At 65.0% G+C, this 15,264-nt stretch carries 11 protein-coding genes; all 11 read left to right on the plus strand.

The window, feature by feature from the left end:
* Positions 1 to 185 precede the first annotated feature (185 nt).
* The 11 genes from ACNANG_RS02285 (at position 186) to ACNANG_RS02335 (ending at position 15,264) form a co-directional block, all read left to right on the plus strand.
* On the plus strand, positions 186 to 1,187 hold the full coding sequence (locus ACNANG_RS02285) for an ABC transporter substrate-binding protein (protein ID WP_420227681.1): 1,002 nt from the start codon (positions 186 to 188) through the stop codon (positions 1,185 to 1,187).
* A gap of 61 nt (positions 1,188 to 1,248) precedes the next feature.
* Positions 1,249 to 2,043 (plus strand): ABC transporter ATP-binding protein, encoded by a 795-nt coding sequence (locus tag ACNANG_RS02290; protein ID WP_420225823.1) that lies wholly within the window; start codon positions 1,249 to 1,251, stop codon positions 2,041 to 2,043.
* Positions 2,044 to 2,053: 10 nt separating this feature from the next.
* Positions 2,054 to 2,812, plus strand: a complete 759-nt coding sequence (locus ACNANG_RS02295; RefSeq protein WP_420225824.1) for an ABC transporter permease — start codon at positions 2,054 to 2,056, stop codon at positions 2,810 to 2,812.
* A 172-nt stretch (positions 2,813 to 2,984) separates the two neighbouring features.
* Positions 2,985 to 5,270 (plus strand): ATP-binding protein, encoded by a 2,286-nt coding sequence (locus ACNANG_RS02300; protein WP_420225825.1) that lies wholly within the window; start codon positions 2,985 to 2,987, stop codon positions 5,268 to 5,270.
* Positions 5,271 to 5,272: 2 nt separating this feature from the next.
* Positions 5,273 to 5,737, plus strand: coding sequence for a response regulator (locus ACNANG_RS02305; RefSeq protein WP_420225826.1), 465 nt, complete (start codon positions 5,273 to 5,275; stop codon positions 5,735 to 5,737).
* Positions 5,738 to 5,741: 4 nt separating this feature from the next.
* Entirely contained in the window at positions 5,742 to 7,712 is a 1,971-nt protein-coding gene (locus tag ACNANG_RS02310; RefSeq protein WP_420225827.1) for a response regulator, read from the plus strand.
* A gap of 14 nt (positions 7,713 to 7,726) precedes the next feature.
* On the plus strand, positions 7,727 to 8,647 hold the full coding sequence (locus ACNANG_RS02315) for a LysR family transcriptional regulator (RefSeq protein WP_420225828.1): 921 nt from the start codon (positions 7,727 to 7,729) through the stop codon (positions 8,645 to 8,647).
* A 188-nt stretch (positions 8,648 to 8,835) separates the two neighbouring features.
* Complete coding sequence (atzF, locus tag ACNANG_RS02320) at positions 8,836 to 10,461, plus strand: allophanate hydrolase (protein ID WP_420225829.1); 1,626 nt, start codon at positions 8,836 to 8,838, stop codon at positions 10,459 to 10,461.
* Between the two features lie 417 nt (positions 10,462 to 10,878).
* A complete protein-coding gene (locus ACNANG_RS02325) occupies positions 10,879 to 12,558 on the plus strand; it encodes a ShlB/FhaC/HecB family hemolysin secretion/activation protein (protein ID WP_420225830.1) in 1,680 nt (559 codons plus the stop codon).
* Positions 12,559 to 12,655: 97 nt separating this feature from the next.
* Entirely contained in the window at positions 12,656 to 14,038 is a 1,383-nt protein-coding gene (locus ACNANG_RS02330) for a filamentous hemagglutinin N-terminal domain-containing protein (RefSeq protein ID WP_420225831.1), read from the plus strand.
* The gene (locus tag ACNANG_RS02335) at positions 13,942 to 15,264 is read left to right on the plus strand and encodes a beta strand repeat-containing protein (protein ID WP_420225832.1); all 1,323 of its coding nucleotides are present in this window, start codon (positions 13,942 to 13,944) and stop codon (positions 15,262 to 15,264) included. Before ACNANG_RS02330 ends, ACNANG_RS02335 begins: the two co-directional genes overlap by 97 nt.

The following is a 15,264-nucleotide window of genomic DNA, read 5'->3' on the forward strand; positions in this document are numbered from 1 at the left end:
CCAGCCTGGTGACTGCGATGCACCAGGAAAGGGATCGCTCCTGGGGTGCCAGGGGGTCATCACCCATTCAGAAAATCTGACAGCCGGGGCAACGTCCATCCGGCATGACTCGAGGAACGACCATCATGAAGCAATTCTCCCGCACCCAGGGCCGTCGTGCCGTGCTCGCCAGCCTGGTCGTCGCGATGGCCGGCGCGTGGGCGGCGCCCGCCGCGGCGCAGGACACCAAGATCCGCTTCCAGCTCGACTGGCGTTTCGAAGGCCCCAGCGCCATCTTCCTGGTGGCCGCCAAGAAGGGCTACTTCAAGCAGGAGAAGCTGGACGTCACGATCGACGCGGGCAACGGCTCGGGCGGCGCGGTCAACCGCGTGGCGTCGGGCGCCTATGAAATGGGGTTTGCCGACCTGGCCGCGCTGATGGAGTTCCAGGGCAACAACCCGACCGCCCCGAACCAGCCGACGGGCGTGATGATGGTCTACAACAACACGCCCGCCGCGGTGTTCTCGCTCAAGAAAGCGGCAATCAAGACCCCCAAGGACCTGGAGGGCAAGAAGATCGGCGCGCCGTCGTTCGACGGCGGCCGCCGTTCCTTCCCGATCTTTGCGCAGGCCAACAAGATCGACGACAAGAAGGTCAACTGGGTAAGCATGGAACCGGCCTTGCGCGAAACGATGCTCGCGCGCGGCGATGTCGACGCCATTACCGGCTTCTACTTCACGTCGCTGCTGAACCTGAACGCCCGCGGCGTGAAGGACAGCGACATCGACATCCTGCTGTTCCCGGAATACGGCGTGAAGCTGTACGGCAACGCCATCATTGCCGACCGTGCGTTCGCCAAGAACAATCCGGAAGCGGTCAAGGGCTTCCTGCGCGCCATTACCAAGGCCACGCGTGACGTGATCGCCGACCCGGCGGCGTCGGTCAAGACCGTGAAGGAACGCGACGGCATCATCGACGAAGCCCTGGAGCTGAAGCGTCTGCGCCTGGCGATCCAGACGGCGATCGACACCCCGGATGCGCGCGCCGAGGGCTTTGGCGACATCAATCCGGGCCGCATGGCGCTCATGGCGTCGCAAGTGGCCAGCACCTATGCGACCAAGACGCCGGTCAACCCCGACCTGGCGTTCGACCGCTCCTTCCTGCCCGCCAAGGACCTGACCGCCAGCGTCCTGCGCGCCAAGAAGTAAGCGTTCCAACCCGTCGCCGCCCGCCCCGCCGTCATGGCGGGGCTCCTTTGCGTAGCTTTCCATGACTCCTTTTGTCGATTTCCAGCACGTTTCGCTGGCCTATACCGACGCGCTGGCGCGCGCCGGCGAATATGCCGTCGAGGACGTGACGCTGTCCATCAAACAGGGCGAATTCGTCGCCATTGTCGGCCCGTCGGGCTGTGGCAAGTCCACGTTCATGAAGCTGACGACCGGCCTGAAGATGGCCACGCGCGGCTCCGTCAAGGTCGAAGGCCAGCCCGTGACCGGCCCGCTCAAGATTGCCGGCATGGCGTTCCAGGCGCCCACGCTGCTGCCCTGGCGCACCACCATCGACAACATCCTGCTGCCGCTCGAGATCGTCGAGCCGCATCGCTCCACCTTCCGCGCCAAGCGCGACGAACACGTGGCGCGCGCCCGCAAACTGCTCGCAACCGTGGGATTGTCTGGCTATGAAGACAAATTTCCATGGGAACTGTCGGGCGGGATGCAGCAGCGTGCGTCGCTGTGCCGCGCGCTGATCCACGAACCGAAAATGCTGTTGCTGGACGAGCCCTTTGGTGCGCTGGATGCCTTCACGCGCGAAGAGTTGTGGTGCGTGCTGCGCGACCTGTGGACCGAGCAGCAGTTCAACGTGATCCTGGTCACGCACGATCTGCGCGAAGCCGTGTTCCTTGCCGACACCGTGTATGTCATGAGCAAGCGTCCCGGCCGCATCCTGTCGCGCCGCGAGATCGAGCTGCCGCGTCCGCGCGAACTCGAAACCACCTACACCGACGAATTCAACCGCATCGTGCTTGAACTGCGGACCCAGATCGGCCACGTCCGTTCGACCTGAGAGCCATTCCATGACCCGTTTCGCCGAACGTACCGCGCCTATCGCCCTGCTGGTGGCCGTGATCGCCTTGTGGGAGATCATCTGCCGCGTCTTCAATGTTTCCGAATTCATCTTTCCCAGTCCGTCGCAGATCCTGCAAGCCACGATCGACTATGCACCGGTGATTGCCGGCCACGCCTGGCGCACCTTCTGGGTGACCATGACGGGCTTTGGCATTTCGATCGTGGTCGGCGTGCTGCTGGGCTTCCTGATCGGCAGCTCGCGCATGGCCTATACCGCCGTGTACCCGCTGATGACCGCCTTCAATGCCTTGCCCAAGGCGGCCTTCGTGCCCGTGCTGGTGGTGTGGTTCGGCATCGGCATCGGTCCGGCCATGCTGACCGCCTTCCTGATTTCGTTCTTTCCGATCATGGTCAACATCGCCACGGGCCTGGCCACGCTGGAACCCGAGCTGGAAGACGTGCTGCGGGTGTTGGGCGCCAAACGGATGGACGTGCTGATGAAAGTCGGCCTGCCCCGTTCCATGCCCTACTTCTTTGCGTCGCTGAAGGTCGCCATCACCTTGGCCTTTGTGGGATCGACCGTATCCGAGATGAACGCGTCGAATGAAGGCATCGGCTATCTGCTGGTGTCGGCCGGATCGTCCATGAAAATGCCGCTGGCCTTTTCCGGACTGATGGTGATCGGTGTGATGGCCATGGCCATGTACGAGCTCTTCGCCGTCATTGAAAAGCGCACGACCGCCTGGGCCCATCGCGGCCAGCGTTGAGCTGGACACGCCCGCCTGTCAACAAACGAAGAACCTCACCAAATCCTTTCAAAGACGTAACAAGAGACACAATTTTTCGCGTCAAAACGTGTCGAAATCGCCAAGGCCGCTGGAGCGCATAAGGGATATTTCTTATCATTAGCGCCTCTCCAAGGCCTTGGCGAATTTCTTTGTGACCCAGACCCGTCGAACACTCAGTACGGTCGAACTGGACAACTGCGCAAACGAACCCATCCGGATCCCCGGCAGCGTGCAACCGCACGGTTTTCTGCTGGTGCTGGATCGTGTGTCGTTGGCGGTCGTCCAGACCAGCACGTCGATCGAGACCCATCTTGGCATGAAGGCCGAGGCGGTCATCGGCCGGTCGCTGGCCGAGCTGATGCAGCGCGATACCACGACGCTGGCCGTCGAACTCGAACAGCTGACGGCGGGCAGCCCGACGCCGCACCACCTGAGCACGTCGCTGCGCCACGCCGACGGCGCCCTGTACGAGTTCGACATGGTGGTCCATGCCATCGACCATTTGCTCATGGCCGAGTTCGAACCGGCGGCGGTGCGCACGCTGGGGGCCGCGGCCATGTACCCGTCGCTGATTGCCTTCGTGACCCAGTTGCAGCAGGCGCGCACGACCGACGCCGTCTGTGAGCTGGCCGTGGCCGAGGTCAAGCGTTTGACGGGCTTTGGCCGCGTCACGGCCTATGCCTTTGACGAAGAAGGCCACGGCCGGGTCAATGCCGAGCGCGTGGATCGCGGCTACGACGCCTTCCTTGGCCTGCAGTTTCCTGCGTCCGACATTCCGGCACAGGCGCGCGATCTGTATGTGTTGAACCGGATCCGCGTGATCCCCGACGCCATGTACACCCCGTCGCGCCTGGTGCCACCCGAGTGGCCCGCGGGCGGGCCGACCGACCTGAGCAACGTGGCACTGCGCAGCGTGTCGCCGGTGCACCTGGAATACATGCGCAACATGGGCACGATGGCGTCCATGTCCATTTCGATCGTCGTCGAGGGCCGCCTGTGGGGCATGATTTCCTGCCACAACACCGACCCGCTGACCGTGCCGGTGCAGACCCGCGTGGCCTGCGATCTGCTCGGCAAGATGGTGTCGCTGCAGGTGGAAGCCCGGGAAGCCCATGCCGATACCGAGCGCCGGCTGGAATTGCGGCAGCTGCTGGTCCGCATGCTGTCGTCGATGGCCGACCACGACAGCGTGGCGCGGGGGCTGTATCACATGCCCGAGACCTTTCTGAACTTTGCGCAAGCCAGCGGCGCCGCCATTGTGTCGGGCGACGAATGCCTGACGTTTGGCGAGACGCCCGATCGCATGACGATCAAGGCGCTTTGCACCTATATCGCGACACTGCCCGAACGCGACGTGTTCCACACCGACCGCATGAGCCAGCTCGATCCGGACTTCGAGCCGGTGATCGAACAGGCCAGCGGCGTGCTGGCCGTCTCGATTTCGGAATTGCACGCGAACTTCATCCTCTGGTTCCGGCCGCAGCAATTGCGCACCATCGAATGGGCCGGCGCGCCGACCAAGAAGGACGTCAAGGAAGAGAACGGCACGCTGCGACTGCATCCGCGCAAGAGCTTCCAGTCCTGGCAGCAGGAAGTGCGCGGCCAATCGCGCCGCTGGGATCGTGCCGTGGTGGATGCCGCGGCCGAGCTGCGCGCGGCGGTGCTGGGGATCGTGCTGCGCAAGGCCGAAGAGCTGGCCGACATGGCGAACGAGCTCGATCGGACGAACAAGGAACTTGAAGCGTTTTCGTACAGCGTGTCGCATGACCTGCGCGCGCCGCTGCGGCATATTGCCGGGTATGCCGAGTTGCTGGACGAATACGAAGGCGGCAAGCTGTCCGAAAAGGGCGTGCGCTTTCTGAGCAATATCGGCGATTCGGCCCGATTCGCCGGCAACCTGGTGGACTCGTTGCTGACGTTCTCGCAGATGGGCCGCAACGCCCTGCGGCCGTCCAACGTCGATCTGACGCCGGTGATCGACCAGATCGTCCGCGAATTCCAGCCCGACACCCAGCACCGCAACATCCAGTGGGTCATCCACCCGTTGCCGCGCACCTATGGCGACGCGGCCTACCTGCATCTGGCGCTGCGCAACCTGATTTCCAACGCCATCAAGTACACCCGCAAGCGCGATGAGGCGCGTGTCGAAATCGGCGCCATGCAGGGCGACGGCGAGACGGTGTTCTATGTCAAAGACAACGGCGTCGGGTTCGACATGAAATACACACCGAAACTTTTCGGGGTTTTCCAGCGTCTGCATCGTATGGAGGACTTTGAAGGGACTGGCATTGGTCTTGCGAACGTGCGCCGCATTGTCGAGCGTCACGGTGGACGTGTGTGGGCCGAAGCGGAAATAGACAAGGGTGCGACATTCTTCGTCGCACTGCCGGATCCGGGCGCGGCGCAGGCCGGCGCGCGGAACCAGAAACGAGGTTGAACATGCTCAAACCGATCCTGCTGGTCGAAGACAACCCGCATGACCTGGAACTGACGCTGATTGCGCTTGAAAAGAGCCAGTTGGCCAATGATGTCGTCATCACGCGCGATGGCGCCGACGCGCTCGACTACCTGCAACGCCGCGGCGACCATGCGGGACGCGACGAGGGCAATCCTGCCGTCGTCCTGCTCGATCTGAAGCTGCCCAAGGTCGATGGTCTGGAAGTGTTGAAGGCCATTCGCGGTGAGGCGTCGCTCAAGGCCACGCCGGTCGTGATGCTGACCTCGTCGAATGAAGAAAGCGATCTGGTGCGCGCGTACGATCTGGGCGTCAATGCCTACGTGGTCAAGCCGGTCATCTTCCAGGACTTCGTGCGTGCGATCGGCGATCTCGGCGTGTTCTGGGCCGTGCTGAATGAGCCGCCACCCGGCTCGCGCCGCCGTCCACGTGGCGCCGGGAACGAATAATCCGGTGATCTCGACTTTTGCCGATCTGAACCCTGACGTCGTCCGCATTCTGATGGTGGAGGACGACCCGCGTGATGCCGATCTTGCGCTGCAGCGGCTCGAACTGGCGGGACTGGATGTGCGTGTGACGGTCGTCGACACGGCGGACGCGTTCCTTGCCGAGCTGGATCGCAGCGAGTTCGACATCGTCCTGTCCGACTTCCAGTTGCCCACCTTCTCTGGCCCGGAAGCGCTGCGCCTGTCGCAGGCCCGCCCGCAGCCGCTCCCTTTCGTGTTCGTATCGGGCGTGCTGGGCGAAGAAAACGCGGTCGACATGCTCAGGGAAGGCGCGACCGATTACGTGCTGAAGCAGCGCCTGGAGCGTCTGCCCATCGTGGTGCGCCGGGCGCTGGCCGAGGCCACGGAAAAGCGGTCACGGCAGGACGCCGAGCGCAAGTTGCGCGAACGCGAAACCTATTTCGGTCAGTTGATCGATGCGTTGCGCGATTACTCGGTCATCGCCCTGTCGACCACGGGGGTAATCGAAAGCTGGAACCAGGCGTCGGAATGGATCTTTGGCTATGGCGCCGACGAAGTGCTGGGCAAGACCTACGACATGTTCTTCGTGCCCGACGACGCGTTGCGCGGTACGCCGCAGGCCATGGCGCAGGCGCTGACCCAGGAACTGGCGCTGATTGGCGCCATGCGCAGCATGTCGGAAGAACGCTGGCTGCGCCGAAAGAACGGCACATCGTTCTATGCGTCGGTCGTGACCACCGCGATTTTTGGAGATGACGGCGAGGTACGCGGATTTTCGCGCATCGTGCGGGACATGACCGATACCCGCGTGGCCGCCGACCTGCTGCAGGCCGCGAAGGAACAGGCCGAAAACGCCAACCGCGCGAAAGACCACTTTCTGGCGGTGCTTTCGCACGAGCTGCGCACGCCGCTGGGTCCCATTTACGCCGCGGCCCAGGCGCTGGACATGCAGACCGACCTGCCGCCCAAGGCGCGCCGCAGCGTCGAATTGATCAAGCGCAACGTCGAGATCGAAGCAAGGCTCATCGACGATCTGCTCGACATCTCCAAGATCGTCAACGACAAGCTGACGCTGCACTTCGAGCCGACCGACCTGGTGGCGTTGCTGGGGGGCATGGCGGACGTCTTCCGCGATGAAGCGGCTGCGCAGGGCATCGAATTGCTTTACACCCCGCTGGCGACGCCGGTGATCGTGCAGGCCGACCCGGCGCGTCTGCAACAGGTGTTGTGGAACCTGCTGAAGAACGCGATCAAGTTCACGCAGAAGGCCGGCACGATCCGCCTTGCCCTGCTGCCGCCCCGGCATGGCAAGGTCACGGTCGAAGTGTCCGATACGGGCATCGGCATTCAGCAGGAAGCGCTCAAGCGCATCTTCAATGCCTTCGACCAGGGTGACAACGAGCCCGGCGAAATGCGGGGTGGACTGGGCCTGGGGCTGGCGATCGCCAGTTCGCTGGCGCAGCGTCATGGCGGCACGCTGAATGTGCACAGCGATGGCGTGGGCCGGGGCGCGACCTTTACGCTGACCCTGAATTATGCAGGGGACGCCAGCGAGCGCGCATCCGGCGTGGTGACGCCTGTGCCTGCCGGCTCGCGGCGGGCGCCGGTCCGGCTCCTGCTGGTCGAAGACAACGCCGATACGGCCGAGGCCATGCAGTTCCTGTTAAGCGAACTGGGTTACATGGTCAAGGTGGCCGTGTCGGTGGCGGATGCCCGCAGCACGCTGGCCGCGCATACCTTCGATGCATTGGTCAGCGACATGGGACTGCCCGACGGCGACGGCATCGACGTGCTGCGCATGTTCGATCGCACCGGCGGCAAGCTGGCGATCGCCTTGACGGGTTACGGCATGGAAGCCGACGTGCAGCGTTGCCTGGCGGCCGGCTTCGACGAACACCTGACCAAGCCGCTGGACATCGACAGACTGACGGCGCTGCTCGGCGGCGAAGCGACCTAGTTACACTGGGCCGCATGGACCGCTTCAAACAGATCGAAACTTTCGTGGCCGCCGTGTTGCGCGGCAGCCTGTCGGCGGCCGCCCGGCTTGAAGGCGTGGCCCCCGCCGTCATCGGACGGCGCATCGACGCGCTGGAAGCCCGCCTGGGCGTCAAGCTGCTGCAGCGGACCACGCGCCGCATTTCACTGACCGCCGAAGGCGGCGCCTTCTTCGACGAATGCCAGCGCATCCTGGCCGCCATGGAAGGCGCTGAAAACGCCGTGTCGGCCGGCGGCGGCACGCCCAGCGGTCCGCTGCGCGTCACCGCGCCGGCGGGCTTCGGACGGCGGCACATCGCGCCGCTGCTGCCGCGTCTGATCGACGAGTACCCGGGCATTACCGTGACCCTGGATCTGAGCGACCGGCTGGTGGACCTGATCAGCGACAACTTCGACTGCGCGATCCGCATCGGCGATCTGGAAGATTCCAGCCTGGTCAGTGTGCGCCTGGCCGACAATCGACGGATGGTGGTGGCTGCACCCGCCTATCTTGCGCGGCACGGCACGCCGGAACACCCGGACGACCTGGCGCGGCACAACTGCCTGTCGTTCGGGACCGGAGGCAACCAGGCGCGAGGCTGGCTGTTCCGAATCGATGACAAAGTCGTGGCGCACCGCGTGTCGGGCAATATGGAATGCACCGATGGTGCGGTGCTGCACGCCTGGACGCTCGCGGGCCGCGGGCTGGCGTGGCGGTCGATGTGGGAAGTGGAAACCGATCTGGCGCGGGGCCGTCTGGTGACGGTGCTGGACGCCTACGCCGCCCCGCCCAACGGCATTCATGCGGTGTTCGCGCAGCGCAAGCACCTGCCGCAGCGCGTGCGGGTATTCATCGACCTGCTGCGCGCCACCCTCGGGGATCCTGATTACCGCTGGACGGGGTCCGCCGCGGACTGAAGCCGCGGAGCGACGGCGCCGGGTGACGGCGCACGCTGACGGCGCTGGGCAACGCTGCAAGCCGACGGCGCTGGGCAACGCCGCAAGCTGACAGCGCAGCGCCGCGCGCGTGCATCGTTTCGCGTACAAACTTGTACACAACTGGTACGCGCCTTGCTTGTCAGGGTTACCTTTGGAACGAGAACATCATGTCCGCCTGGATCCGCCATTTCGCCGCCCCGATACAAACCCTGACCACCGGTCCCCTTGCCAACCGCCGGGTTGCGATCAAGGACAACATCGACGTTGCCGGCATCCCGACGACTTGCGGGGCGCCGGAGTTTGCCTACACGCCCCACAAAAGCGCCGATGTGGTGCAGAAACTGCTCGATGCCGGTGCGGCCATCGTGGGCAAGACCAATCTGGATCAGTTCGCCTGCGGCCTGAACGGCACGCGGTCGCCGTTTGGCGCGGTGCCCAATGCGCTGCGGCCGGAATATGTCAGCGGCGGGTCGAGCAGCGGGTCGGCCTGGGCCGTCGCCACCGGCGCGGCAGACATTGCCCTGGGCACCGATACGGCCGGATCGGGCCGCGTGCCGGCGGGCTTCAACAACATTGTGGGCCTCAAGCCTTCGCTTGGCCTGCTTAGCAATGCCGGCGTCTATCCCGCATCGCGCAGTTTCGATACGGCAAGCATTTTTGCGCGTACCGTGGCCGACGCGGTCGATGCGCTCAACGTCATGGCGGCGGGCACCGCCCTGCCCTACGACCTGACGTCCATGCCCGCCAGCTTCCGGTTCGGCGTCCCGGCGGAGCCCGACTTTGACAGCGATGCGCTGTCGGAGTCCGCCTTTGCCGCCGCCTGCGCCAGACTGGTCGACCTGGGCGGTACGGCTGTCGCCATCGACGATGCCCCGCTGAACGAGGTGGCGCTGTGGCTGTACGAAAGCGCGCTGGTGGCGGAACGCTACCAGGCCATCCAGGCCTTTTTCGACGCGCAGCCCGACGCCGTGATCGAGCCGGTCCGCACGATCATTGGCGGCGGCACCCGCTATACCGCGGCCGACGTGCTGGAAATGCAGATCAAGCTCGAAGAAGCGCGCTTGCGCCTGGCCCCGATCTGGCAGGACATCGATGTGCTGGTGGTGCCGACCGCGCCGACCCATCCGACCATGGCCGAGATGCTAGCCGACCCTATCCAAGCCAACCGCCGCCTGGGCCGATACACGAACTTCGTCAATCTGCTGCAGTGGGCCGCGCTGGCCGTGCCCGCGTCGATGCGGCCCGACGGTCTGCCCTTCGGCATCACCCTCATCGGCAAGAGCGGTTCCGACTGGCGGCTGGCGCAATTGGGTCAGCGTTTCCACCATTCGACCGGCCTGACGGTCGGCGCGACGGGCGAACCGCTGCCTGAACCGCGTGCGATTGTTCCACCGATGCCGCTCAGCCTGCCGCTGACGGTCGTCGGTGCGCATCTGACGGGCATGCCGCTGAATTGGCAGCTGACTGACCTGGGTGCGCAGCTTGTCGAGGCAACGACGACCGCGCCGACCTATCGCCTCTACGCATTGCCGAATACGGTCCCGCCCAAGCCTGGCCTGGTCAGGGTGGCCGAAGGGGGCGTGGCGATTGCGGTGGAGGTCTGGCAACTGCCGTTGACGCAGGTGGGCGCCTTCTTGAAGCAGGTGCTGTCGCCGCTCGGCCTGGGAAGCTTGACCCTGGCGGATGGCAGCCAGACCCACGGCTTCATTTGCGAACCGTGGGCGATAGCTGGCGCAGAAGATGTGTCCTCGTTTGGCGGATGGCGCGCTTACGTGGCAAGTCTGAACAAGTAAGGCGCAGCCCTGCTTGGGCCAGGAATCGTGGCCGGCCTGGCGAGCGTTTTTGCTTGCCAGGCCGGCCTTGCACTTGGCGGCGGCATATCGGATGCCAATTCTCACCAACAAACAGTGCAGCAACGATGCAGGATGTCTGTAGGTTTAGTTCTTACGGATGATGTGACGCCATCTAACATTGTGTTGTGCTCATGATGAAATGTAAAAATTTCCCCGAGAAACCGCCCAAATCGCCGCGGCACTAAGAGCGACCGCGAAATGGCGCGACACAGCCAGTTACCCAATTGAAATTTTTTACCAAGGGTATTCCCTTACGTTCTGTATGTAACTTTAAGTACGAAGTCTCACGTATTCCCAAGCCTGTCGGATTAACCTTCGAACGCATCCTCACCTAACGCCCACGCGGCAGGAGCTGTTTTGAAGGTCCAGAAAATCGCCGGTTCGGCACTGCTTTGCATTTCCACGTCCGCCCTTGCTCAAGCGGTTCCCGATGCCGGTACGCTTTTGCGAGGCATCGAACAGCAGCAGCCACGGACCACGGCGCCAGCTCCGGATGCCGCCGTCGATCGCCCCACCCCATCCACCAGCCCCACGGGTACGTCCTTCCTGCTGCAGCGTGTCGTCCTGCAAGGCGTGACGTTGATGGATGAATCGGTCCTGATGAACACGCTGTCGGGCCTGATCGGCCAGCAGGTGACCCTGGTCGACCTGGAGAAAGCGACCCAGGCCATCATGGAAAGCTACCGCGCGTCCGGCTACCTGGCCCGCGCCTTCCTGCCACCGCAAAAGATCGCCGACGGCACGGTCATCATCCAGGTTGTCGAAGGCCGCTTTTCGTCGGTCCGTGTGGAAGCCGGCGACCCGCCCGCGCGCTTCGATAGCGATCGCGCCGCACGGTATCTGACGTCGCGCCAGCAGCCCGGCCAACCCTTCCGCAGCGATGCCGTCGAGCGCGCCATGCTGCTGCTCAACGACCTGCCGGGCGTGCAGGCCAGCGCCACCCTGGATGCGGGCAAGCAACTGGGCGACACCGACCTGATCCTGCGTCTGGCCGACGGCCCGCGCGTAGATGGCTTCGTGGATGCGGGCAACAACGGCGCGCGCAGCACCGGCGAATTCCAGGCATCGGCCGCCCTCAACCTGAACAATCCGCTGGGTTTCGGCGATCAGGCCAGCGTGCGCGTGCTGGCCAGCGAAGGGCTCAAGTACGGCCGCGTGGCCTACGTGGCGCCCGTGGGCGTGGAAGGCTTGAAGCTGGGAGTGAATGCATCGCGGCTCGACTATGAACTGAAGGGCGACTTTTCGCGCCTGAATGCGGAAGGCGATTCGACCACGGCAGGCTTGACCGCCAGCTACCCGCTGCTGCGCGGCCGCCTGCACAACCTGAACCTGGTTGGCGCGGTCGATCAGCGCGATTACGACAACGAGGCCCAGGGCCTGACTGTCAGCGACAAGCGCACCCGCAGCGCAAGCGGCGGCGTGACCGGCAGCCGTTACGACAGCTTCCAGGGCGGCGGGCTGACGGCCTACTCGGCCATCGTCACCGCCGGACGCCTGCGCCTGAATGACTTCGGCAGCTCGCAGGCCGACGCGATCGGTCCGCGCGCGGCAGGCAGCTACCAGAAGCTGTACTGGAACGTAACCCGCCAGCAGACCCTGACCCCGCGCCTTGCATTGACCGCGGCGCTGACCGGCCAGTTCGCCAGCGACAACTTGGACTCATCCGAAAAGTTCTACCTGGGCGGTCCTGCCGGCGTGCGCGCCTATCCGGTCAACGAAGCCGGAGGCGACGAAGGCTGGCTGTTGAATGTCGACCTCAACTATCGCGTGACGCCGGAGTTCCGTCTGACTGCCTTTGCCGATACCGGGTCGGTCCGCACCGCGCGCAACAGCTACGCCACCTTTACCGGCCCGCGCCGCGTCCAGCTGTCGGGCGCGGGCGTGGGCGCCGGCGCCAGCATGGGCGGCTGGAATGCCCGCCTGAGCATCGCCTGGCGCATCGGCGACAACGAACTGGCGAACGCGGCCACCGGCAAGGACACCGACGGCACCCGCCACGTGCCCCGCATCTGGCTGCAGGTCGCCAAGGCTTTCTGAGCCCGCGCCCCGTCCACCACCGACTTCCCACCAGACATCACGAATCAAACCGGCCTCCTGCAGCGAGGCCGTACCGCCCCCGGGCAGGACTGCGATCATGAGCAAGCAAGACACCCAAGCCAAACCCCGCGTCGTTCACATCCGCATTGGCGGCCGCAAGGCGACGCTGACCTGGCGCCCCCGCAAGCGGCTGTCCGGCCTGCTGCTGCGCATGATGTCGCGTGCTCGCGAGGCCCTGGTGGCCGCGATCCTGGCAGGCGCCACCGGTTCGGTGTTTGCCGCGCCGCCCGCCGTCAACGCGCTGCCGACCGGCGGCCAGGTGGTGGCGGGCCAGGCCACCATCACGCAGGCCGGCAACGGCATGACCGTGGTGCAAGGCACCGACAAGGCCATCCTGAACTGGGGGTCCTTCAACATTGGCAGCCAGGCATCGGTGGACTTCAAGCAGCCCGGCATGGGCTCGGTCGCGCTGAACCGCGTCGTCGGCAATGACGCCAGCCAGATCTTCGGCAGCCTGACCGCCAACGGCAGCGTGTTCCTGGTCAATCCGAACGGCGTCATGTTCGGCGCTGGCGCGCGCGTGGATGTGGGCGGCCTGGTTGCCAGCACACTGAACATCAAGGACGACGACTTCCTGAAGGGCAACTACCGCTTCGCGCGCGACGGCGCGACCGGCTCGGTCGTGAACCAGGGCGAGTTGCATGCGGCCGACGGCGGTTATGTCGCCCTGCTGGCGCCCGAAGTCCTGAACGAAGGCGTGGTGTCCGCCAAGCTGGGTACCGTCGCGATGGCGGCTGGCGAAACCATCACGCTCGACATGGCCGGTGACGGCCTGGTCGGCGTCAAGGTCGACCCGGCCACGGTACGCGCGCTGGTGGAAAACCGGCACCTGGTGCAAGCCGATGGCGGCCGCGTGATCATGGCCGCATCGGCCGCCAACGCCCTGCTGGGCGCGTCCGTCAACGTGCAAGGCACGGTCCAGGCGCAAGGCCTGGTCGAGCGCAATGGCGAGATCTATCTGGATGCCGGCATGAACGGCGACGCCGTGGTCGCGGGCAAGCTGGATGTGTCGAGCGCCACCGGCAAGGGCGGCGCAGTGCAGGTGACCGGCCAGCGTGTGGGACTGTTTGATGGTACGGACATTGATGCAAAGGGCGCGACCGGCGGCGGCACGGTGCTGGCCGGCGGCGACTGGCAAGGCAGCAACGCAGCGGTCGCGAACGCACAGAAGACGGTGGTGGGACACCACGTCTCGATCGACGCGTCGGCCACCGCGCAAGGCGATGGCGGCAAGGTCGTCGTGTGGGCCGATGGCGATACGGTGTTTGGCGGTGACATCACCGCGCGCGGGGCGCGCAAGGCGGCGACGGCGGCAAGGTCGAAGTGTCCGGCAAGGCCCAGCTGGCCTTCGCGGGCACGGTGGACGCGGGCGCGACGCAAGGCCAATCCGGCACGCTGCTGCTCGATCCGAAGAACCTGACCGTGGTCAGCGGCGGGACCGCGGTCCTGGCCGGCAATCCCGCGACGCTGGACTTCGGCAGCACGCCCAGCGCCGACGCCACGGTCGACACCGCGGCGATCACCAGCGTGACCAACACCGGCACGGCGGTCGTGCTGCAGGCCAATAACGACCTGACGGTCAACAGCATCATCACCACGTCGCCCAACGGCGGCGTGCCCAAAGGCGGCGCGCTGACCTTCCAGGCCGGCCGCTCGATCGTCGTGAATTCGGCCATCTACAGCGCCGACGGCGACGTGACGTTCAAGTTCAATGACACCGCTGCGCAATCGGCCAACCGCGATGCGGGCAGCGCTGTCTTCAACAACACCGGCAGCGTGGACGCCGGCAGCGGCAAGGTGACGATCACGAACGGCGGACTGGATGCGTCGTCGACCCTGTCCACGGGCAAGATCAGCTCGGCGCAGCTGGACGTGACGCATGTGGGTACCGCGACGGGCGGCGTGGATCTGGGCGAGCTGTTCGTAACGGGCGCCCTGAATGTCACGTCCAATGGCCGCGACATCACAGGCAACACCCGTTCGATCGTGAACCGCAACGTCGCCACCTTCAATGCGGGCAGCGGCAACATCACGCTGAACAATTCGAACTCCGACTACAGCGTCGTCAGTGCCATCGGCAACAACGTGTCCGTGCGCGATCAGAACGCGGTACAGCTGGGCGTGTCAACCGTGGCCGGCAACCTGTCGGTCGCGACCAGTGGCGCAGTGGGCTCGACCGGCATCGTTACCGTCGCCGGGACAACCACGATCAATGCGGCCAGCGGCGGGTTTGGCGCGGCCCCGTCCGACGTTACCCTCACGAACAACAACAACTTCCAGGGGACGCTGAACGTTGCCACGGACAACGGATCGGTGAACGTCCGTGACGTCAACGCCCTGGCCCTGGGTTCGATCACCGGTGCAAACGTCACACTCGCCGCGGGCGGCAACATCACGCAAAGCGGCGTATACACCGCCACCGGCTACAGCAACATCACGACGACCAACGGGGGCACAGTCGTGCTGGACAACGCCGGCAACGACTTCGGCAGCTACCTGCAGGTCAACACGGCAGGTTCCGCGACCTTCGTCGACAAGAACGACCTGATGTTCGGGACGGGTGCGAGCACGGTTGCCGGCAACCTGTCCGTCACGGCAGCAGGCAACATCAGCCAGTACAACAACGAGTACAACAGCGCCCCCTGA

It is taken from the genome of Pigmentiphaga litoralis (genome assembly GCF_048632615.1).
Taxonomy (GTDB): domain Bacteria; phylum Pseudomonadota; class Gammaproteobacteria; order Burkholderiales; family Burkholderiaceae_B; genus Pigmentiphaga; species Pigmentiphaga litoralis_B.